Source organism: Cupriavidus sp. HE11, from assembly GCF_056097175.1.
The window spans coordinates 1,084,455-1,105,639 of sequence record NZ_CP184464.1; the positions used below are offsets into that span (position 1 = coordinate 1,084,455).

At 59.0% G+C, this 21,185-nt stretch carries 19 protein-coding genes; 1 reads left to right on the forward strand and 18 read right to left on the reverse strand.

Annotated elements, in window-relative coordinates; translation table 11 throughout:
- The first annotated feature begins 64 nt into the window (after positions 1-64).
- A complete protein-coding gene (locus tag ACOABP_RS05085; protein ID WP_474227236.1) occupies positions 65-964 on the forward strand; it encodes a hypothetical protein in 900 nt (299 codons plus the stop codon).
- A gap of 75 nt (positions 965-1,039) precedes the next feature.
- On the opposite strand, the gene ACOABP_RS05090 is transcribed toward ACOABP_RS05085, so the two are convergent.
- The 18 genes from ACOABP_RS05090 to rfbB form a co-directional block, all read right to left on the reverse strand.
- Positions 1,040-2,929, reverse strand: coding sequence for a polysaccharide biosynthesis protein (locus tag ACOABP_RS05090; RefSeq protein WP_474227237.1), 1,890 nt, complete (start codon positions 2,927-2,929; stop codon positions 1,040-1,042).
- Positions 2,930-3,014: 85 nt separating this feature from the next.
- Positions 3,015-3,593, reverse strand: coding sequence for a NeuD/PglB/VioB family sugar acetyltransferase (locus tag ACOABP_RS05095; protein WP_474227238.1), 579 nt, complete (start codon positions 3,591-3,593; stop codon positions 3,015-3,017).
- On the reverse strand, positions 3,593-4,153 hold the full coding sequence (locus tag ACOABP_RS05100) for a sugar transferase (protein WP_474227239.1): 561 nt from the start codon (positions 4,151-4,153) through the stop codon (positions 3,593-3,595). The genes ACOABP_RS05095 and ACOABP_RS05100 overlap by 1 nt, the downstream gene beginning before the upstream one ends.
- A complete protein-coding gene (locus tag ACOABP_RS05105) occupies positions 4,150-5,094 on the reverse strand; it encodes a UDP-glucose 4-epimerase family protein (protein WP_474227240.1) in 945 nt (314 codons plus the stop codon). The genes ACOABP_RS05100 and ACOABP_RS05105 overlap by 4 nt, the downstream gene beginning before the upstream one ends.
- Complete coding sequence (locus ACOABP_RS05110; protein WP_474227241.1) at positions 5,091-6,344, reverse strand: glycosyltransferase family 4 protein; 1,254 nt, start codon at positions 6,342-6,344, stop codon at positions 5,091-5,093. The genes ACOABP_RS05105 and ACOABP_RS05110 overlap by 4 nt, the downstream gene beginning before the upstream one ends.
- Before the next feature lie 11 nt (positions 6,345-6,355).
- A complete protein-coding gene (gene wecB, locus ACOABP_RS05115) occupies positions 6,356-7,486 on the reverse strand; it encodes a non-hydrolyzing UDP-N-acetylglucosamine 2-epimerase (protein ID WP_474227242.1) in 1,131 nt (376 codons plus the stop codon).
- A gap of 4 nt (positions 7,487-7,490) precedes the next feature.
- Positions 7,491-8,534 (reverse strand): polysaccharide biosynthesis protein, encoded by a 1,044-nt coding sequence (locus tag ACOABP_RS05120; RefSeq protein WP_474227243.1) that lies wholly within the window; start codon positions 8,532-8,534, stop codon positions 7,491-7,493.
- Between the two features lie 24 nt (positions 8,535-8,558).
- A complete protein-coding gene (locus tag ACOABP_RS05125) occupies positions 8,559-9,383 on the reverse strand; it encodes a dTDP-4-dehydrorhamnose reductase family protein (RefSeq protein ID WP_474227244.1) in 825 nt (274 codons plus the stop codon).
- A 180-nt stretch (positions 9,384-9,563) separates the two neighbouring features.
- Positions 9,564-10,679 (reverse strand): glycosyltransferase family 4 protein, encoded by a 1,116-nt coding sequence (locus tag ACOABP_RS05130; RefSeq protein WP_474227245.1) that lies wholly within the window; start codon positions 10,677-10,679, stop codon positions 9,564-9,566.
- Positions 10,676-12,616, reverse strand: a complete 1,941-nt coding sequence (gene asnB / locus ACOABP_RS05135; protein ID WP_474227246.1) for an asparagine synthase (glutamine-hydrolyzing) — start codon at positions 12,614-12,616, stop codon at positions 10,676-10,678. The genes ACOABP_RS05130 and asnB overlap by 4 nt, the downstream gene beginning before the upstream one ends.
- A 245-nt stretch (positions 12,617-12,861) precedes the next feature.
- Positions 12,862-13,953 carry a glycosyltransferase family 4 protein gene (locus ACOABP_RS05140; RefSeq protein WP_474227247.1) on the reverse strand — a complete coding sequence of 364 codons (1,092 nt, stop codon included), beginning with the start codon at positions 13,951-13,953 and terminating at the stop codon, positions 12,862-12,864.
- Between the two features lie 2 nt (positions 13,954-13,955).
- Positions 13,956-15,236 (reverse strand): lipid II flippase MurJ, encoded by a 1,281-nt coding sequence (locus tag ACOABP_RS05145; RefSeq protein ID WP_474227248.1) that lies wholly within the window; start codon positions 15,234-15,236, stop codon positions 13,956-13,958.
- 20 nt (positions 15,237-15,256) lie between these two features.
- Positions 15,257-16,324, reverse strand: a complete 1,068-nt coding sequence (locus ACOABP_RS05150) for an NAD-dependent epimerase/dehydratase family protein (protein ID WP_474227249.1) — start codon at positions 16,322-16,324, stop codon at positions 15,257-15,259.
- Positions 16,325-16,378: 54 nt separating this feature from the next.
- Positions 16,379-17,656, reverse strand: coding sequence for a Vi polysaccharide biosynthesis UDP-N-acetylglucosamine C-6 dehydrogenase TviB (gene tviB, locus ACOABP_RS05155; protein WP_474227250.1), 1,278 nt, complete (start codon positions 17,654-17,656; stop codon positions 16,379-16,381).
- A gap of 70 nt (positions 17,657-17,726) precedes the next feature.
- Positions 17,727-18,281 carry a dTDP-4-dehydrorhamnose 3,5-epimerase gene (rfbC, locus tag ACOABP_RS05160; RefSeq protein ID WP_474227251.1) on the reverse strand — a complete coding sequence of 185 codons (555 nt, stop codon included), beginning with the start codon at positions 18,279-18,281 and terminating at the stop codon, positions 17,727-17,729.
- Positions 18,278-19,156, reverse strand: a complete 879-nt coding sequence (rfbA, locus tag ACOABP_RS05165) for a glucose-1-phosphate thymidylyltransferase RfbA (RefSeq protein WP_474227252.1) — start codon at positions 19,154-19,156, stop codon at positions 18,278-18,280. Before rfbA ends, rfbC begins: the two co-directional genes overlap by 4 nt.
- Positions 19,157-19,167: 11 nt before the next feature.
- Entirely contained in the window at positions 19,168-20,085 is a 918-nt protein-coding gene (gene rfbD / locus ACOABP_RS05170; RefSeq protein WP_474227253.1) for a dTDP-4-dehydrorhamnose reductase, read from the reverse strand.
- Positions 20,075-21,139: a dTDP-glucose 4,6-dehydratase gene (gene rfbB / locus ACOABP_RS05175; protein WP_474227254.1), complete on the reverse strand. Its 1,065-nt coding sequence runs from the start codon at positions 21,137-21,139 to the stop codon at positions 20,075-20,077. Before rfbB ends, rfbD begins: the two co-directional genes overlap by 11 nt.
- Positions 21,140-21,185: the final 46 nt, after the last annotated feature.

The following is a 21,185-nucleotide window of genomic DNA, read 5'->3' on the forward strand; positions in this document are numbered from 1 at the left end:
CCTTGTAGATTGTAATTTGAAATTTACTGTTAGCCTGGCTTGCGCTCGCAGGAGCCAAGGTACAATGACCCAAGTTCGACAAGCCAACAAACAAACAATGCGATCTGAAGATCCACATGTCCCAAGAAATTCCGCTCACCGCTACTCGAAACCGATTGGCATAGTTGTTGCGGCGGGCATCGCCGGGGCACTGGTTGGGCTGGGGGCGTACCAGATCTCGTCTCCACGATGGACCGCGGTATTGGCCGTGCAGGTCGGACAAATCACCAAGCCTGGCAAAGCGGGAGAGCCCGTATCTCAACGGACGCTGGAAAACCCCCTGACAGCAGTTGATCGCTTCAATCTCCCGTCCTATCGGCTGGGCATACTGCGCAACCTCGGGTTGCCTGCACCCGAGAGTGGCCAAAGCAAGGACGCACGCCTGGTCTTCAATACGCTTCGCGCGGCAATGGGCAAGAGCCCTGACATTATTAATCTGCAGGTTTCCGGATTTTCGCCAAAGGCCGCCGGAGATGCGCTGAAAGCATCTTTTGGAGCACTTTCTCTCGATCACCAGAAAATCTTCGAGCCCGCCGTCGCCAGATTGAATAGCGAGTTGATCTCCACTACAGGTCAATTGAAGGCCGCCGAAACGGATTACGCAAAAAGCCTTACATGGCTGCAGCAAGGCCCGCAAAAGAAGAATGATTCCACAAGCAATACCCGGGATATTCTTCTGACCAATATGGCCGTACTCTCGAATGCGCAAATAACTCAATTGCGGCAGCAAGCCACCGAACTGCAGGAATCGCTGGATCCGTCGCGTAGTTATCCCACCAGGATTGTCGGCGCAGTTTATGTTCCGGAGCGTCCCAGCACTCCAGGCAGATTTACGTACTTCGCCGCCGGCGCCGCAATTGGTATGGTGCTGGGATTGCTGACAGTGATAATGGCCACCTCGAGGCGCAGCCGATACGCCGGTTAATCAACGCCTGATTTCAGATTCCCGGCAGCGCCGGAAGCCGCTTGTTCTCAACGGCTTCCGGCCACAAGAATCGTCTTACGCCAGCGCGACGGCCGTCGCGCCCTCATTTGGCTGCGAACCATACCCATGGACGTAGCGCCGAAGAATCTCCTTGATCATGGCCTCGTCACTGCGTTCTGCCGCCAGGCGCATTTGCTTCAGGACAGGGCCAAAGTCCGACCATTCGACATGATCCTCCCGCGCCATCATGATGCGTTCGTGGGCAGTCGTTTCCGGATTGTCGCCAATCAGCAGTTCCTCATAGAGCTTTTCGCCTGGTCGCAGCCCCGTTACCCGGATGTCGATATCGCCTTCGGGCGTGCGTTCGTCCCGCACTGCCAGACCTGAGAGCTGGATCATGCGCCTGGCGAGGTCCATGATCTTGACCGGTTGCCCCATGTCAAGAACGAACACTTCCCCGCCCTTGGCCATTGCGCCCGCCTGCAGCACAAGTTGTGCTGCTTCCGGAATCGTCATGAAGTAGCGCGTCACCTCGGCATGTGTCACCGTCAGGGGGCCGCCCTCGGACAACTGTCGACGGAACAAGGGCACCACGCTTCCACTGCTGCCAAGCACATTCCCGAATCGCACCATAGCGAAGACGGTACCGTTTTGCACCGGCTCGTCCGCCTGACCGTCAAGGAGACCAATACTCACGGATTTGCTCGCTGCGAATGCCTGGAGCACCAATTCCGCCATCCGCTTGGATGCGCCCATTACATTGGTAGGGCGAACCGCCTTGTCAGTCGACACCAGCACAAAGCAGTGAACCTGATGTTCCATCGCTGCGCGCGCCACATTCAGCGTGCCGAACACGTTGTTGAGCACGCCCTCAGCCGGATTGAACTCAACCAGTGGCACGTGCTTGTACGCCGCTGCGTGATAAACCGTCGCAGGTCGATACTGCCGGCATATTTCGCGCATGCGTTCGAGGTTCGCCACACTTGCAAGCAATGGCACGATTTCCACGGCAAGTCCGTGCTTGAGGCGCTGCCCCTCAAGCTCGTGATGGATGCTGTAGAGGCCGAATTCGTTGTGGTCGACCAAAAGAAGCCGGGTCGGCCTTTCCTGCAGGATTTGCCGGCATAGCTCGCTTCCGATGCTGCCACCTGCACCCGTTACCAGCACGGTCTTGTCCAGGAGATTGCGTGCCAGCAACGTTTCGTCGGGCGGCACAGGACCGCGGCCAAGCAAATCCTCGATATCCAATTCCTGGAAATCCCGCACGGTCACCTTGCCCGATGCAAGATCGACCATGCCAGGAAGCGTGCGCACGTGAACGGGCAACTCGCGCAGCCCAGCGATGATCGTATTGCGACGAGCCCGGCCCAGCGAAGGGACGGCAAGCAGGATGTCGGTAACACCCATCCGCTCCACTGCGTCGGGGACATCCTCCGGACACATGACGTCTAGGCCATTGATGGTACGGCCCACCTTGGATTTGTCGTCGTCGACAAAACCCAGCAATGCGAACTCCCGTGCGGCGCCAAGCGCAAGCGCAGTCTGCACGCCGGCTTCTCCCGCGCCGTAGATCAGCAGACGTCTTCTGGCCTGGTATATCTTGGCGGTCCCGCCGGCCAGCCAGAAACGCGCCATGGCCCGACTTGCACCAACGAGCAGCAGGAACAGCATCGGCTGGATCAGCCCGACGCTTCGCGGCACGCCATCCCATTTGAAAGCGACCAGCGCAGCAAAGAACAGCGCACCGTAAATACCCACCGCTTTCGCCGTACTGGCCAGGGCCGCCATCCCCGTATACCTGAATATGGCGCGATACAGACCAAAACGAGCAAATATCGGAAACGCAAGCACTGGAGCCAGCAAGTAAACATAGCCTTGCTGCTGCTGAGGCAATCCAACCTGATCAATGCGCAGGTAATACGCAACCCAAACAGAGATCAGCGCCAGCATCAGGTCCAGCATCATGACGAGCAGGCGCTTGGCAGGGCGTGGCAGTGCCAGTAGTGGCGCCGCTGATTTATGGAATCGCATTATTGGGGTCTTCAATCTGTCAGTTCACGCGCATGGCCTGGCCCGGCTGCAGCACTTCTCGCGCCGGAATTCTTACGCCGTATCCCAGAACGGATCCCGCTTGCATCCACGCCCCGTGGCCCAAGACCGCCCCACCTGCCATGGCTGCGTTCACGCCCAAGTGTCCAAAATCTTCAACCTGGCAATGGTGGTCGACCACTGCGCCGCTGTTGACTATGGTACCGAGCCCCAGCACAGCCTCAGTACCTACGATTGCTCCGGCCATGATCGCACTGCCAGTTCCAATCATAGCGGATGGCGAGACGAAGGCACGCGGGTGGACAATCGTCACCAGTTCGAACCCCGCGTGGCCCAGCCGCTTGCACAACGCCTCGCGTGCGCCATTGTTGCCAATGGCGACGATGGCCACGTCCGCCTGGGCTCGGTATGCCGCCAGGTCATTCGTCGGTCCGAGCACGGGTGGCCAACCAGGCCTGTTCTCCGCACCGGGCGCTGCATCGTCTACGAAGCCCGCCAGCGTGAATTTGCCGTCCAGCCTGGCAGCCTCCGCAACAGAACGGCCGTGCCCTCCGGCACCTACGATCAGCAATCGCTTCATTAGTGTGATACTCCATCGCGATGCAGAACCTTCACAAAAGTCATCCACAGAATGCGGATGTCCAACCATAGCGACTGACGCTGCATATATTCGACGTCGAGGTTGACCTTCTCGGGGATGGGCAGCTCGTCCCGACCATTCACTTGCGCCCAACCGGTCAGTCCGGGAACCAGCTTGTGCACGCCGGATTCAGTCCGCAATGCAATCAGGTCGTCCTGATTGAAAAGTGCAGGTCTCGGTCCTACGAAACTCATGTGCCCCGTCAAGATACTCCACAATTGCGGGAGTTCATCCAGACTGCTCTTGCGCAGAAATGATCCAATAGGTGTGAGATGCGAACGCGGATCCGCCAGCAGGTGAGTCGCCACGGCCGGCGTGCCCACACGCATGCTCCGGAACTTGGGCATCTTGAAAATCTTGTTGTTTCGCCCAACCCGGTCAGACCAATACAGGGCCGGCCCAGCAGAAGTCAGACGCACCAACAACGCGATGACGAGCACCGGTATTGCCAGCACAGCGGCGGCAAGAAGCGCCAGAAACAAATCAAACAATCGCTTCACAGCCTCGGATCCTCCATGGCCTTCCTCAGTCCTTCATCCAACGTCAGTGGCGGCGTCCAGCCCAAGATGCTGCGGGTCTTGGCTATGTCCACCTGCAATGAGCCACAGAGCCGTTGGGCCACATGGCGCTTGCCCAGTGCAGCAGCGGCGCCCTCCAGCCACGGGGCTGGAACTGGAATCAGTCGCGCCTGCCGGCCCATTGCGCGGGCCGCGCGCACCAACAGTTCCGTGGTCGATACATCTTCGCCATCCGAGACGAGAAAGATCTGTCCTGCGGCAGCGGGATGCACAATGCACGTTGCCAGCAAGTCCACAAGATTCTCCAGTGCCACCAGACTCCGGACATTGTGAATAGCCCCGAGCGGCAATGGCACGCCACGCCTGAGCCAGTGCAGCATCGAAGCAAAGTTGGCCTTCACGCCGGGTCCATAAATGAGTGGCGGACGAACAATGACCACTTCCATACGGGTCTGTCGCGACAACTCGCTCAACTGCTGCTCCGCCTCGAGCTTGGAAAGACCGTAAGGGTCCTCCGGCGCCGGCACGTCGTCCGCGCAGAACGGGCGTGCAGCCAACGTGCGTTCCCCGTTCACCTTGATCGAGCTGACGAAAACGAAACGCCGAACGCCAGCCTCTGCAGCCTGTCGGGCAAGATTTAACGTCCCAGCGACATTAACGCGTCGGAATTCGGCCAGCGGATCGCCAGCAGTTTCGTCCATTACATGGACCCGCGCCGCTGCATGCACAACCACGTCCACACCGCGCAGGGCTTCCCGCCAGTCGGTGTCCCCGGACAGATCACCGACCTGCGCCAGTTCAACGCCCTTGGGAAAATTCACATCAGTTCGACGCGTCGATGCGCGCGTCGACATACCTTCCCGAACCAGCCTGCTTACCAGCGCCCTGCCGACAAAACCTGTCGCGCCCGTGACCAGAATCATGTTGACTCCCCGGATTCGGCAGACACGCCCTGCGCGGGACGCAGTTGCTCGAACCATGCCTCGAGCCGGCCGATGAGGGTGTCCCGATCGAACTCGCGCGCACTGACGCCCAGTCCACGGGAACCCATGGCCTCGCGCTCCTCGGGCGACATCCGCGACAACTCCAGTACTGCCCTTGCCAGCCCTTCATGATCGCCAGCCGGACAGGCCAGGCCTGCGCCGGATGACTGCACCACCGCCGAACCTTCCCCGTTCAACATCGCGACCACGGGGATGCCTGCCGCCAGATACGACTGCAGCTTGCTTGGGATGGTCATCGAAAATATGGGCTCGTCCTTCAGGCTGACAAGCAACGCCTGCGCGTGCTTGAAAAATGAAGGCATCCTCTCAAGCGGATGGCGCCCCAGCATCAACACGCGGTCCTCAAGCTGATGTCGCTTGATTTCATCGGCAACCCATCCAGCCATCCGTCCATCGCCAACGATCAGCCACCTGATGTGCGATTCGTCCTTCAGTGCCTTGGCAGCAGCCAGAATCGCGGGAAAATCCTGTGCCACGCCAATATTGCCCGCGAACATGACATTAAAGCTGCCTGGTTTTTCAGGCACCTCGCTGGCGGCCGTCACATGCCGCATGTCAAAAAGCGATTCAGCCCATCCCGGGAAATACTCCACCCTTGCCTCGGGCGGCGCGTACTTGCGTATCTGCGGAATAAAACTGTGCGATTGAGCGAGAATCAGGTCGCTACGTGCGTAGATCCAGCCCACCAGTTTGCCAACCATGCGCAATACCGCCGGCGAACGGACGACGCCGATTGCCTCAAGCGTTTCTGGCCACAGATCCTGCACCCAGAACGCCATGGGAGCTCGCTTGGCGGCGCGCATGAAAGCAGCCGGAATGCCAACCGTAATTGGAGACGGCTCATAGGCAAACACGGCATCGAACTTTCTGCCACGCAACTTCCATAGGCCGACGGTCGACGCACTGAGCGCGAACGTCAAATAGTTCAGCATCAGACGGAAGCTGCCTGACTTGCGCGGCATCATCGGCACTCGGACGATGTCTGCTCCCTCGTAGCGCGAAAAGCGGGCGGAATCCTCCCGATACTGGGGGAAAATGTCTCCGTCCGGGTAATTGGGCAAGCCTGTCAGGACCGTGACCTGATGGCCGCGACGAACCAGTTCGGCTACCAGGTCATTGATGCGGAAATTCTCCGGCCAGAAATATTGGGTGACGATAAGCAATCGCATAAATCAATTGCTCAGTATTTCTTCCACACTACGCGGTTCACGTAATCGGTGTAGCTGTGGATGATACGAAGTACCTTATCGGACACGTTCGGCATGCCGTAGTCCGCGACCTGCCGCAGCGTGCGGTCCGAACCGCGCGACTGATCATCCAGGATAGCGAGCCCCTGCATTACCCGGTCGATGTCCTGGCCCACCAGCATCACCGAGCCCTCCTCCATTGCCTCGTGCCGCTCTTGCGCCTCGCGCAGATTCAACGCCGGGAAATTCAGGATCGATGATTCTTCGCTGATCGTTCCGCTGTCCGAAAGTACCGCCTTGGCCGACAACTGCAGCCGGTTATAGTCAGTGAATCCCAGCGGCTTGAGCAGTTGAACACGGGGATCAAACGTCGCGCCAATGGCATCGACCCGCTTTTGCGTACGCGGGTGAGTCGACACAATGACGGGCATTTCATACGTCTGTGCCACGGCATTCAGGAGTTGCACGAGCTTGCGAAAGTTCGTTTCCGAGTCGACATTCTCTTCGCGGTGCGCACTGACTACAAAGAAGCGACCGGCCGTCAAGCCAAGGCGGTCCAGGACGTCGGACGCTTCGATGCGGGGCCGATAATGCGCCAGCACTTCAGTCATCGGACTGCCAGTCTTGATCACGAGATCCGTTGGCAGGCCCTCGCGCAACAGGCACTCACGCGCAATTGAGCTGTAGGTCAGATTGACGTCCGCCGTATGGTCGACAATTCGACGATTGATTTCCTCCGGCACGCGCATGTCAAAGCAACGATTGCCGGCTTCCATATGGAAAATCGGCACCTTGCGGCGCTTTGCAGGAAGCACGGCCATGCAGCTGTTGGTATCGCCCAGTACCAGCAGAGCGTCCGGACGCTCCGTTTCCAGCACCCCATCGACAGCAATAATGACTCTGCCGATCGTCTCGGCAGCACTTCCGCCAGCGGCATTCAGAAAGTGGTCCGGCTTGCGAATACCCAGGTCTTCGAAAAAGATCTGGTTCAGTTCATAGTCGTAGTTCTGGCCAGTGTGGACGACAACGTGGTCGCAATACTGGTCCAGTTTCGCCATGACGCGTGAGAGCCGGATAATCTCCGGACGCGTACCAACTACCGTCATGACCTTGAGCTTCTTCATGCTGTCACTCCTCCGCAATGGCGTGTTCGCCACGCGCTATGCGTTGCATGAATTCCAGTTTGAGCAGAAGTTTCTTCATGCCGTCCAGGTCGAGGCGCGTCGTGTTGTGCGAGTTGTAGTCCTCGCCATGCGCACTCTGGGTCAGACGCGCTTCGCCCTCTTCGAAAAACTTGCTGTAGTTCAGGTCGCGACCGTCGGGCGGCACCCGGAAGTAGTCGCCCATGTCCTCTGCGCACGCAATTTCTTCGCGGCTGAGCAGCGCCTCGTAGAGCTTCTCACCGTGCCGCGTGCCGATGACCCGGACCGGATGTTCCGGTTTGCCCATCAGATCGAGAATCGCGCGAGTGAGCACCTCGACCGTGGCAGCCGGGGCCTTCTGCACGAAGATATCCCCATTGTTGCCATGCTCGAACGCGTAGAGAACCAGATCCACCGCATCCGCCAACGTCATCATGAAGCGGGTCATGGTGGGGTCTGTCACAGTGATTTCCCTGCCCGCCAGGACCTGGTCCACGAACAGCGGAATGACAGAACCGCGAGATGCCATGACATTGCCATACCGGGTCCCGCAAATGACGGTGCCCGTGCCGTCGAGGTTTCGGCTCGCGGCCACCATCACCTTTTCCATCAGCGCCTTGCTGATACCCATGGCATTGATCGGGTAGACGGCCTTGTCAGTACTCAGGCACACCACGCGCTTGACGCCGGCACGAATGGCAGCCTCCAGCACATTCTCCGTGCCAAGGACATTGGTCCGAACCGCTTCCATCGGGTAAAACTCACAGGACGGCACCTGCTTCAGCGCTGCGGCATGGAATACGAAGTCAACGCCGCGCATGGCCGATGCCACACCGTTGGCATCGCGCACGTCCCCAATATAAAACTTGAGCTTGGGGTGGTTGTAACGCTTGCGCATATCGTCCTGCTTTTTCTCATCCCGGCTGAAAATGCGGATCTCACGCAAATCCGAATCCAGGAAGCGGCGCAGTACAGCGTTACCAAACGAACCGGTTCCACCGGTAATCAACAAGACCTTGTTCTTGAACATATTCGGGTATCCAGCAGCTAATCTTCAACGAAATTCATGCATGGCCCGCACAAGTTCCGGCCATGGCTTCGGCCGATAGCCGGTGGCCAGCTGAAAACGAGTGGAATCGAGCGAACGATCGATCACGAGCCCGTCGTCAGGCTCGATCTCGATGGCTTTACCATAAACCTGTCCCACGAGAGTCAGCAGGTCGAACTTGTTTATGGGGTCTGCAGACACGTGATACACGCCATGCAACTCGGGGTGTGGAATTACGCGATCGCGAATAAGGCGTGCAATTTCTACGGTAGGCAAACCGGAGAAGATAGCACGGCGGAAACCTTTCACGGCTCCGCTCTGTGCGAGAAACCATCCGACAAGACTGCGTGCGCCGTCGAGTTCATGACCGATTATCGATGTGCGCAGCGTAATGGCATGTGCATAGTCCACTTCGCCAAGGTATTTGCTACGTCCGTACAGGTCTTTCGCGTCCGATGGATCATCCTCCCTGTAGAGGCCCTTCACACCGGCGAATACGCAGTCGGTGCTCATGTGAACCAGACGCGCACCCGCAATCTCGCACAGGCGCGCCAGCCGGTGCGGCAGCAGACTATTGATCGGAATCGCAGACAATGCATCTTCGACCTCGGCCACCTGCTTGACCAGGCCCACACAGTTGATGACGATATCCGGGCGTACTGTTCCAAACAGCTTTGCCAGGCTGTCGGAATTCTCCACATCCACACCAACGACAATATTCGGCCACAGCTCACTCGGCAAAAGGCTTCGTGCTGCTGCCGAGCGAACCGAGCCAAATGCCTCGAAGCCCGGGCTCTGGGCAAACTCTCGCAGCACTGCGTTGCCCAGCATGCCCGAGGCTCCCAATACCAGGACCCGCATAGGTCTGTTCGTCATCAAATCAAACTCCTGAACGCAACTTCATCGGGGATACCAATCCCTCGGTCCCACGATCCTTAATATCAAGGACGCACTTTGACGGTTACCATGCCCACCGAACAGCAGCCAATGCCAGTTCGGGACGCAGGACGGTCAAACCAATGCGCCAATGCTTTGCCAGGTCCGCCGCGAAGTCAATCGCCAGCTGTAATCGTCACTTCGCCGCGCCGAAGCGGACGCGAGATCGCTTCGGTAGCTTTCGCTGGACAGAACCTGCTCCATGGCTTCCCGTATGCTTTCCGGACTCGTAGGCCGAAAGTAACCCGCGGCATCGGCGCCGAATTCCGGCATTGGCGGGATATTCGACGAAAGCACTGGCCTACCGGCGCCCAGTGCTTCGAGCAGGATATTAGGGCAGTTCTCGCACGACGACGCAAACAGGTTCACAGCAGCATTGCGGTATGCGGCGGGCAGATCTTCATAGGCACGCGGACCAGCAAGAATGACCTCATCATCCAGCTTCTTGTCCTTGATCAGCTGCATGACATCGCTCGTCAGACGCTCGTCAGCTTCCCCAACAAGCACGAGCTTGTACCGCGCACGCAGTTCTGCGGGAAGCGACGCGTAGGCGAGCGCCACTTCACGCTGATGCTTGTAGACATCGAACTTCGAGACATAAAGGAGATACTCCCCTTGCGGTAGCCACTGCGGCCGCTCAAGCACCTTGTCGTAGGTGCGGAAGGCTTCGTTGATGCCGTGAGGAATCGTGACGGCATGTGGTACTGCCACAAGGTTCTCGATAATCTTGCGCGCGTAGTCCGAGATGAAAATGGTCAAATCCGCCTCGCCCATGCTTCGCAGCATTACCCGTCGCAAGATCATGTTTCGCAGTTTCTGCAGTCCAGGCGGCATGCGCGCAAGCACTTCGCTGTCGAACGGAATCATGTTGCGGAACATCGTCACAACCTTGCAGTTCCGGGGCGCGCGTGTCGCCACAACGCCGCCCGGACAAAACAGGACGTCCGCCTTTTCCCGACGCAGGACGCCGGGCAACAGCAACTTCTCCCAGAACGTCCGCAGCAGCGGGTTCTCGGTCGGCCATCTGGTTTCGCCGCGACGGATCCTGCGGTCATCGGGCAGCGCCAGATATGCCGGAGCAAATACCACGATCTCAAGATCCGCGCCGTCCGGAAGATATGCGAGGAGATTTCTCAGGTAAGTCTGGCCACCGCCCAAACGCGCCGACAGTGCGTTAATAACGATCTTCATTTCGTTTTTCCTTGCGCGACGAGCCATGCCTGGAACATCAACACGTTCCACAGGAAAAGGCTTCTGTCGAAATGCCCGTCCACATGCTGCTGCCACATATCCCTGACCTTGCGCACGTCGAGGAGACCCGCCTGCCCGAGCAAGGAAGGATCGAGCAACGACTCCGCCCAACCGCGCAACGGACCCCGTAGCCATTGGGCAAGCGGAATGGAAAATCCTGCCTTGGGGCGATCGATCAAGCTACGTGGCACGTATCGATCCAACACGCGACGAAGCACCCATTTCCCGACGCCATCACGCAGCAGCACGCGGCGAGGCAGAGCGAAAGCCAACTCCACGAGCCGATGGTCGAGCATCGGCGCGCGGGTTTCCAGACTTGCACTCATACTTGCACGGTCGACCTTGACCAACAGGTCATCAGGCAGATATTGATTCACGTCCCAGCGTCGCATCGCGAAGACCGCATCGTCCTCGGCCTTCCACTTTGGCGCGAAGCATTCAGGCATGCGGCTACCCAATACAACACTATCTTCGGGCTGCCACTGCGACATCAGGCGGACATACATCTCGGCCACGCTGGACGCAGTCATCAATTGGGCCGCACGATGAATTCGACGTCCATTGACATGTTGCCGGATGCCACCAGGCATCACTTGCAGAACACGATCCCAATTCCGCGCAGACGCGCTGGAAAGTACCGCCGCTGCAGGACGGCGCATCGCATGCGGATACCGGCCGACGCGATGCCACAGGGCTTCCGTGATGGGATATCTTGGATACCCTGAAAACAGTTCGTCGCCGCCGTCACCCGACAATGAAACCGTAACATGCTCGCGCGTCAGTCGCGAAACCAGCACAGTCGGGATCTGCGACGAATCTGCAAACGGTTCGTCGTAGACTTGAGGCAGCACCGGTATAACGGCCTCGGCATCCGCGGCGGTCACATAGAGTTCGGTATGATCCGTTCCCAGATGCCGGGCAACTTCCCTCGCATAGGGCGCCTCATCAAAGCCTTCTTCGGCAAATCCGATCGTGAACGTCCGCACAGGGCGCGAACTCTGCGCCTGCATCAGCGCCACCACCGTACTGGAATCGACCCCGCCTGACAGAAAAGCACCAAGCGGGACATCGGAGACCATCTGCAGTCGCACCGCGTCCTGCAGCAAGCTGTCAACTTCGTCGATTAGAATTTCATCGCTACTTGTTGCCAGCCGCGTCCGCAGCGCGTCCTGACTTTCCCCGCCGAGTTCCCAATAAGCCTGCATTTCCGGTTCACGGCTACGATGGGGAGCCAGCCGCAGGTAATGACCGGCAGGTAGCTTCGAAATGCCGCTGTAGATCGACCTGGGCGCCGGGATATAGCCGAACCGCATGAATTCGGCCAACGCTTCCCGGTCTATCTGCAAATGGTCACCGAAAGCAGCGCGAATTGCCTTCTGTTCGGAAGCAAAAACAAACTGTGTGCCGACGAAGCCGTAGTAAAGCGGCTTCTCTCCCATCCGATCGCGTGCGAGAACCAGGGTACGACTGGTTCTGTCCCACAGGGCAATCGCGAACATCCCGACCAGACGTCGAAGCGTCGCATCGACACCCCAGGCCTCGACCGCGGCCAGCAGCACCTCGGTATCGGAATGCCCACGCCACGACGGCGCGCTGCCTGAGGCTTCCAGTTCCTCACGCAGCGCGGCGAAGTTGTAGATCTCGCCGTTGTAGGCGACATGATATCGGCCACCGGCCGATGCCATTGGCTGATGTCCGGCGGGAGAGAGGTCGATGATCGCCAGGCGTCGGTGGCCCAGCACCACCCCGCTTTCCTCGTCGGACCAGATGCCACTTCCGTCTGGGCCGCGATGATGCAAGGCTTCCAACATCTTGCCAACATGCTCCCTAGCACTGCCGACGCTGCTATCTGCAAATAGCCCGGCAATTCCACACATCAGCTATCCCCTTCAATAACAAATACATTCATCGACCAACAACCGCTGGCCTGTCTCGATTCTGACGTCCGGGACGCTCACCGGCACAAATTGACCTTGGTCACGCCATCCGCATCCTCACTACCCGACATAGGGCCACGGCCATTCGCCCGCGAATTCTGTTCGCCAACCATCGGCGCCATGCGCGACTGCTTCCCATGCGCTATCGCGCCGTCCGTCGCCTTTATCGCAGCGTGGTAACGGCACTACCTGCCGGGCTCTCGTTGCGCATCGCGATTTACACGAAGTAGTGAGCGAAACGACTCATTGATCCGAGCTGCCACGCATTCCGTCGAGAACCTGTCGAGAATGATGCTTCGACCCTTCGCCCCCTGACGCCTGCGCCCATCCGCATCCCGTTTTGATTGATGAAGTGCCTCCACCCATTGATCATGCGTCTTCACCGCGTACCCGATATCCCCCATGTCGAATACTTCGCCGTTCATTCCAAACGGTGAGGCAATTACTGGAAGCCCGGCGGACATGTATTGCAGCATCTTGAAGCTACATTTCCCGCGCGACAGGTCGGAGTCATCGATCGGCATCAAGCCGACGTCCATCTCCTGGACCAACAGGTGCTCCTGGGATGCACTCCAGCGCACATAATCGATGCGGTCCTGCGGAAACCCGGTCAGTTCCGGTCTCCTATCGGCGACGATCAGGAAGCGGGCATCCGGCTCCGCCTCGAAAAACGAGACAAGCGCCGGCTTGATCATCTCCAGGAATCTGAAATTACCAGAAGTACCAGTCCAGCCAACCACGAACGGCGCGTTTTCCGGCTTGACCTGATTCCGTGGCGTAAAGCGATCGGTATCGATTGCCGTCGGCACAATCCGAATATTGTCGCAGAAACCGGAGCACCAGTCGGCAAGGTATTGATTGCCCGCCAGCACCATGTCGGCCCGGCCGATCAACCGGCCAATTGCCCGACTACCCATCGGGTTATAGAGCCAAATCGCATCGTCAATATCGAGTACCAAGGGCGCTTTCACCAGGCCCGCCAGCGAATCGAGACCCGGCACGAAGCTGCGTTCAAGCCAGGTTGCGTCGGCCTGGTAGCTGCCGAGAATACCGGGGACACGACATGCGAGATTCGTCAGTGCCTGCCCGACCAGCAACGGCGGAAAATAGCGCGCCCGGATCTGCCCCAATTTGCCGGGCAGTCTGGCGCCCTGGCTGATTGCCGGGCAATAGTCCGTTACTTCAATACCCGCCTGGCGCAATGCCGGCAGGTACTGCCGCACACGAAACCTTGCCGAAGGCACGTTCAAGCCGCTGGTCAGCGCCGCAATCTTCATTGTTATCCTTTTTGTGAGATACGTGCGCCGCCATCAAGCTGGCGAAACAGCAGAACATACATCGCCACGGAATTGAAGACCATATACACGCCAGAGCCTATCGCCACGCCTATAACGCCACCCAGCATCAGGCCCACTACCTTGAGTCCAATACCAAGTGTGAATCCAATTACGCCGATTCTTGTCGGAGTCTTGGTATCCGACATGGCATAGAAGCTACTGGATAACACCTGTCCGCTCAGCCCGGAGAGCCAGACCATCCCCAGCGCGAGCATGATTTCCCAAAGCCTGTCTACGGCTTCGACCGTGAGATTTCCGTATACAAAAGCGAACTCAAGCAAATACCGACCCGGAAACGCAATCAGCACGAGTACAAGCAGCCCAAGCGCCATTAGGATATGGAGCGCCCGTTTTACTTCATGCCGAAAGGAATCCCATTCGCCATTTTCTGCGTGCTTTGCCAGCTTTGGCGTCAACGGCATCGCGATTGCGTTGGTCAGTACCAGATTGCCAGCGGCATAGATCTGCTGGGCAAGGTGCAGCAAAGACAAAGAGCCGCTCGGCGTCATCGACGCGAGAAATCTGTCCAGCAGCTGGTCAGTCTTGTAGTAGATAGTTCCGGCAATCAGCGGCTTTATCCTGCGCAGTGCAGAAATAAAATGCTTGTCCTTGAAGTTCGGCGCCGCAAACGGGAGGCCGGCAGGCATCTGAAGCAAAAACTGCCCCACGGCACGTAGCGTGAGACCCCAGGCGGCGATTTCCACCCCGCCCTGCCCAAGGAAAATCACGACAAACGCCAACGCAAACAGGCCCGACAGCAGGACCATGAATGCCGGATAGATGAAGCGGTGCTCAGCCTGATAAGCCGCATTGAACGGAGCGCCCAGCCCGGCAAACAGCATCCCGACCAACTGGATTCGGGTCAGCGTCACGGTTTGCTGAACAGCAGCGGCATCGAATCCCGGCACCGAAAGCGGTACCCACCACGGTGCCAGCAGCCAAAGCACTGCCGCGAGGCCGCCAAATATAAGGGCCAACGCCACGGCAAAGGTCCAGATGGCCGACGAGCGGGCGTTCTTGTCGATAACCGCCAGCAGCGGTATCAGAACATAACCGAGTGAGCCGCTGATGACGTTCAGCACGAGTTGCGGCATGACCATCCCCGCAAAAAGCGCGTCGGTTCCTTGTCCTGCGCCTAATCGCGTGACAACGAACCACTGGTACGCAAACAGAGCACCAGTGTTCAACGCCGTGATGGCCATCAGCCACAAAGCACGCTTCAAAGCAAATCTCCGGTCGGTGGTCAGACGAACGCCACGTACCAGGGCATTGCTTCAGCGATACCGTCACGCAAACGGTGAGTGGGCGCATAGCCCAGCAGCTGTTGTGCCTTGCCAATATCGGCCTGGCTATGGCGAACGTCGCCAGCCCGGAAGTCCCGATAGGTGGGCCGCGCGCCCTCACTCACCCCACGCTCCAGCAGGTTCTCTTTCAGCAGGTCAAACAGCGTGTTGAGCGTAGTGCGGTCGCCCACTGCCACGTTATAAACCTGGTTCAGGCTCTCGCTACTTTCGGTCATCGCGGCCAGCAGATTGATCTGCACCACGTTCTTCACATAGCAAAAATCACGGCTGGTTTCTCCATCACCGTTGATGAAGACCTCGTCGCCCTTGATCAGCGCCGACGTCCATTTCGGAATTACCGCGGCATATGCACCTTCCGGATCCTGGCGCTTGCCAAAAACGTTGAAGTAACGCAGGCCAATGGTGTTGAACCCATACGAGCGCGCAAAGACGTCTGCGTACAGCTCGTTCACGTATTTTGTGACTGCATACGGGCTCAGCGGCTTGCCAATACGGTCTTCCACCTTCGGCAGACCAGGGTGATCGCCATACGTGCTGCTGCTGGCGGCATAGACGAAATTCCTGACCTTGGCGTCGCGCGCGGCGACCAGCATGTTGAGGAACCCGTCGATATTGACGCCGTTCGTTGTAATGGGATCGTTCAGACTGCGGGGCACCGAGCCCAATGCCGCCTCGTGCAAGACGTACTCCACAGGATAGTCCTGCGTGCCGCCATCGGGCGCGTCCGGCTGCTGAAACAGCATCGCGCGTCGGCAGTCGTCCAGATTGCGGATATCGCCCCGGATGAACTGAAAGTTTCGCCATTGCGCATCGGAAACTGCGCCCTGCACCTCGTCGAGGTTGCGCTGGTGACCGGTCGCGAAGTTGTCCAGCCCCACCACGCGCTGATTCAGTTGCAGCAAGGCTTCCAGCAGATTGCTGCCGATGAAGCCCGCCACTCCAGTCACCAGCCATGTACGCGCTTCGTTGCCAAGGCGTTGCTTGAGTTGCTCAAATGGTGTTGTCATTGGAATGCCATCTCAATATTCACAGTTCGGTGTGCTGACGCTGATTGGACCTGCTTACAGCCGTCCGTCAGCCGAGCCGTAGGGAAGAATGCCCTTGACATCAAACAGCACCACATCCGGAACGCCCAACGCCTTGATGCCCTGCTCGCCCATCGCCACGAATTCGCGATGTCCAACCGCCAGCACGATGGCCGCGTAGGTGCCCTTTGCAGGCATCTCGGGCAGGCACTGCAGGCCGTACTCGTGTTCGGCATCCGCCAGGTTGATCCACGGGTCATAGACGTCCACCTGCGCGTTGTAGCCGCGCAGCGTGGTCACGATATCCACCACCTTGGTGTTGCGCACGTCCGGGCAGTTTTCCTTGAACGTGATACCCAGCACCAGGATCTTGCTGCCCAGCACCGGCAGGTTCTTGCGAAGCATGAGCTTGACGGTCTCATCGGCAACGTGGCTCGCCATGTTGTCGTTGATCCGGCGTCCGGCCAGGATAACTTCAGGGTGATATCCCACTTCCTGGGCCTTGTGGGTCAGGTAGTACGGATCGACGCCGATGCAGTGGCCGCCCACCAGGCCTGGCCGGAACGGCAGGAAATTCCATTTGGTGCCGGCGGCTTCCAGAACTTCGAGCGTATCGATGCCCAGACGGTGGAAGATGAGGCTGAGCTCGTTCATCAGCGCGATATTGACGTCACGCTGCGTGTTCTCGATGACCTTCGCCGCTTCCGCCACCTTGATGCTGCTGGCCTTGTGCGTGCCTGCCGTAATGATCTGCGCATAGATGCCGTCCACGGCGTCCGCCACATCCGGCGTGCTGCCGCTGGTCACCTTGCGGATCGTCGGCAGGCGGTGCTCCTTGTCGCCCGGATTGATCCGTTCGGGGCTGTAGCCACAGAAGAAATCAGTGTTGAACGTCTTGCCGCTGAATTTCTCCAGCACCGGAACACACACCTCTTCCGTGGCGCCCGGGTACACGGTCGATTCATAGATCACCACGGCACCCTGCGGCATGACCCGGCCAACGGTTTCGCTGGCCTTGATCAACGGCGTCATGTCGGGACGATTGGCCTTGTCGACCGGGGTCGGCACGGTCACGATGAACACACCGCACTCGCGCAAATCGTCGATCTTGTCCGTAAACTGCAACTGCCCGGCTTCGGCCAGTTCCTCGGGGCTAACCTCCAGCGTGCCGTCCTGGCCAGATTCAAGTTCGGCAATGCGGGCCGGATTGATATCGAAGCCGATTACCGGGCGGCACTTGCCAAATTCGACCGCAAGAGGCAACCCCACATAGCCCAGGCCGATGACAGCGATTTTTGCTTGGTTCAGGTTCATACGCGAAGAAGATACGTAATACAGTTGGAGACCACGCGCCCGACTGCACAAGGCGCGCGCCCGGACTGTGTCAGGCGAATAGTTCCGCCCCGGAAAGACTGGAGCCTGCCTGGTCCTTTGCCGATAACATCGGCGCCATGCCCAGATCCGGCCATTCGATGCCGATCTGCGGATCGTTCCAGGCGATGCACCGCTCATGCTGAGGTGCGTAGTAATCGGTGGTCTTGTACAGAAAATCCGCGGAATCCGACATCACCAGGAAACCATGGGCGAAACCCGGGGGTACCCAGAATTGACGATGATTGTCTTCGCTGAGTTCAACCCCGACCCATTGGCCGAAAGTACTGGAATGTTGACGGACGTCAACAGCCACATCGAATACCTTGCCGCGCACAACCCGCACCAGCTTGCCCTGGGCTTGCTGCAGTTGGTAATGCAGGCCACGCAGCACGCCCTTGCCACTTCGGCTGTGGTTGTCCTGGACGAAGTTGACGTCGAGGCCCGTTGCCTCGGCAAACGCCTTCTGGTTGAAGCTCTCCAGGAAGAAACCCCGGGCATCGCCGAATACCTTCGGCTCGATGACCAGTACCTCCGGAATAGCGGTACGGATGACGTTCAGGCTCACTTGATCGCCTCCGAAACAATGTGCTGCAAATACTGGCCGTAGCCGTTCTTCAGCAACGGCCTGGCTAGCGCCTCCACCTGTTCGGCGCTGATCCATTTGCTTCGGAACGCAATTTCTTCCGGGCAGGCCACCATCAGACCCTGCCGCTTCTGGAGGGTTGCAATGAAGCTGGCCGCCTCCAGCAGTGAATCGTGCGTGCCGGTGTCGAGCCAGGCATACCCGCGCCCCATGATCTCGACTTCGAGCTGACCCATCTCCAGATAACGCTTGTTGACGTCTGTGATCTCCAGCTCGCCACGCGCCGAAGGCTTGATATCGGCGGCAATATCACAGACCTGGTTATCGTAGAAATACAGACCGGTCACCGCATAATGAGAACGCGGTTTGGCGGGCTTCTCCTCCAGCGATACGGCGCGGAACTTCTCGTCAAACTCCACCACGCCGTAACGTTCGGGGTCGTGTACGTGATAGGCGAAGACCGTAGCGCTGTCCTGCTGGGCAGCGGAGCGCTCGAGCTGGCGAACAAGGTCATGCCCGAAGAAAATGTTGTCGCCAAGGATCAGCGTCGACGGATCGTTGCCAACAAAATCGCGACCGATAATGAACGCCTGCGCCAGGCCATCGGGCGACGGCTGCACGGCGTATTGCAGATTGATACCCCAGCTGCTGCCATCACCGAGCATTTCGGCGAAACGCGGGGTATCCTCCGGCGTCGAAATGATGAGGATGTCCCGAATCCCTGCCAGCATCAGCGTCGACAGGGGGTAGTAGATCATCGGCTTGTCGTACACCGGCAGAAGCTGCTTCGAGACCGATCGGGTAATCGGATAGAGCCGCGTGCCGGAACCGCCGGCCAGGATGATGCCTTTACGCATATTGATGTCCGTTACAGGAGGATCTGGTCGAGCAGGTGGTGAATACCCTGCTCCCAGGACGGAAGGTGAATGCCGAACGTTTCGCGCAGAAGCGTCGTATCGAGTCGCGAATTCGCGGGACGCGGCGCTGGCAGCGGGTAGGCCGTCGCCGGAATGGCTTCGACGTCGTCCGGGCCGGCCTTCAACGCGACACCCAGCGTGCGGGCATAGCGTAGGACCTCCACCGCATAACCGTGCCAGCTCGTCTCCCCGGCTGCCGCCAGATGATAGACGCCAGACGGGAACGATTCGCGCGCCCCTGACAGCCAATGGCGGGCCACGATCTGAGCCGTGACGTCGGCAATCAGCGCCGCCGTGGTAGGCGCGCCAAACTGGTCTGCAATCACGCGCAGGCTGTCGCGCTCGCCAGCCAGACGCAGCATCGTCTTGGCGAAATTGCCGCCATGTGCCCCGGCCACCCAGCAAGTGCGCAGCACCAGCGCCTGTGCGCCCGACGCTGCGACAGCCTGTTCGCCGGCAAGCTTGCTCTTGCCGTAGACAGATTGCGGATTGACGGCATCGGTCTCGACATAGGCGCCTTGACCAGTGCCGTCGAAGACGTAGTCCGTTGAGTAGTGGACAAGCAGGCTGCCCAGCGCACGCGCCTCCTCGGCGAGCGCGCCGGCCGCCGCGCCATTCACCGCGAAAGCCAGATCGGATTCGGTCTCGGCCTTGTCAACCGCCGTATAGGCGCCCGCATTCACAATGACGGCCGGGCGAAGGTCACGCACCACGCGGCGCACGCCCTCGACCTCCGACAGATCGCAGCCAGCCCGGTCGAGCGCCACGACTTGACCCAGGGGTGCCAGGCTGCGGCGCAGTTCGAATCCGACCTGACCGTTGCTTCCTGTTACAAGAATGGTGGGAGCGGTAGTCGGCTTACGCTGCATATTGTTTCGCCACCCAGTTCCGGTAATCCCCCGAAACCACGTCCTGCACCCATGCCTGGTGATCGAGGTACCACTGCACGGTCTTGCGAAGCCCGGTCTCAAACGTTTCGGCCGGTTTCCAGCCGAGTTCCTGCTCCAGTTTGCGTGCGTCGATGGCGTACCGGCGGTCATGGCCGGGCCTGTCCTTCACAAACGAGATCTGGTCGCGATACGAACCCGCCGCCCTGGGCTTCAGTTCGTCAAGCAGATCGCACAGCGTATGCACGACATCGAGGTTGGTCTTCTCGTTCCAGCCGCCCACGTTGTACGTCTCGCCCAGCCGGCCACGCGCCAGCACTTCGCGGATCGCGCTGCAATGGTCGCGCACGTAGAGCCAGTCGCGCACGTTCTGGCCATCACCGTAGACTGGCAGCGCCTTGCCCGTCAGGGCATTGGTGATCATCAGCGGGATCAGCTTCTCGGGAAAGTGATATGGGCCGTAGTTGTTCGAGCAGTTGGTCGTCACCACCGGCAAGCCGTAAGTGTGGTGATAGGCGCGCACAAGATGGTCCGACGCGGCTTTCGATGCCGAATAAGGACTATTCGGCGCGTACGCAGTGGTTTCGGAAAACTGCGCGTCGGTGGGGCCCAGCGAACCGAACACTTCGTCGGTGGAAACGTGCAGGAAGCGAAAAGCGGCCTTGGCGCTGTCGTCGAGCGTGCTCCAATAGGCGCGCACGGCCTCCAGCAGCGTGAAAGTGCCGACGATATTGGTCTGGATGAACTCCGCCGGGCCGTGAATTGACCGATCAACATGACTTTCCGCGGCGAAATGGACCACTGCACGCGGCTTGTACTGATCGAGCAGTCCGTCCAGCGCCGCACGGTCGCAAATATCAGTCCGCGAGAAGACGTGACGGTTGTCACCCTCCAGCGAGGCCAGCGTTTTCAGGTTTCCGGCGTACGTCAGCTTGTCGACGTTGACAATGCTGTCGGCACCCGGCTGGACAAGCCAGTCCAGGACAAAATTTGCCCCGATGAACCCGGCCCCACCTGTGACAAGAATGTGCGACAAACTTTTGCTCCCTGCTTATCGATATGTTTCGAGTGCCCGACAATAG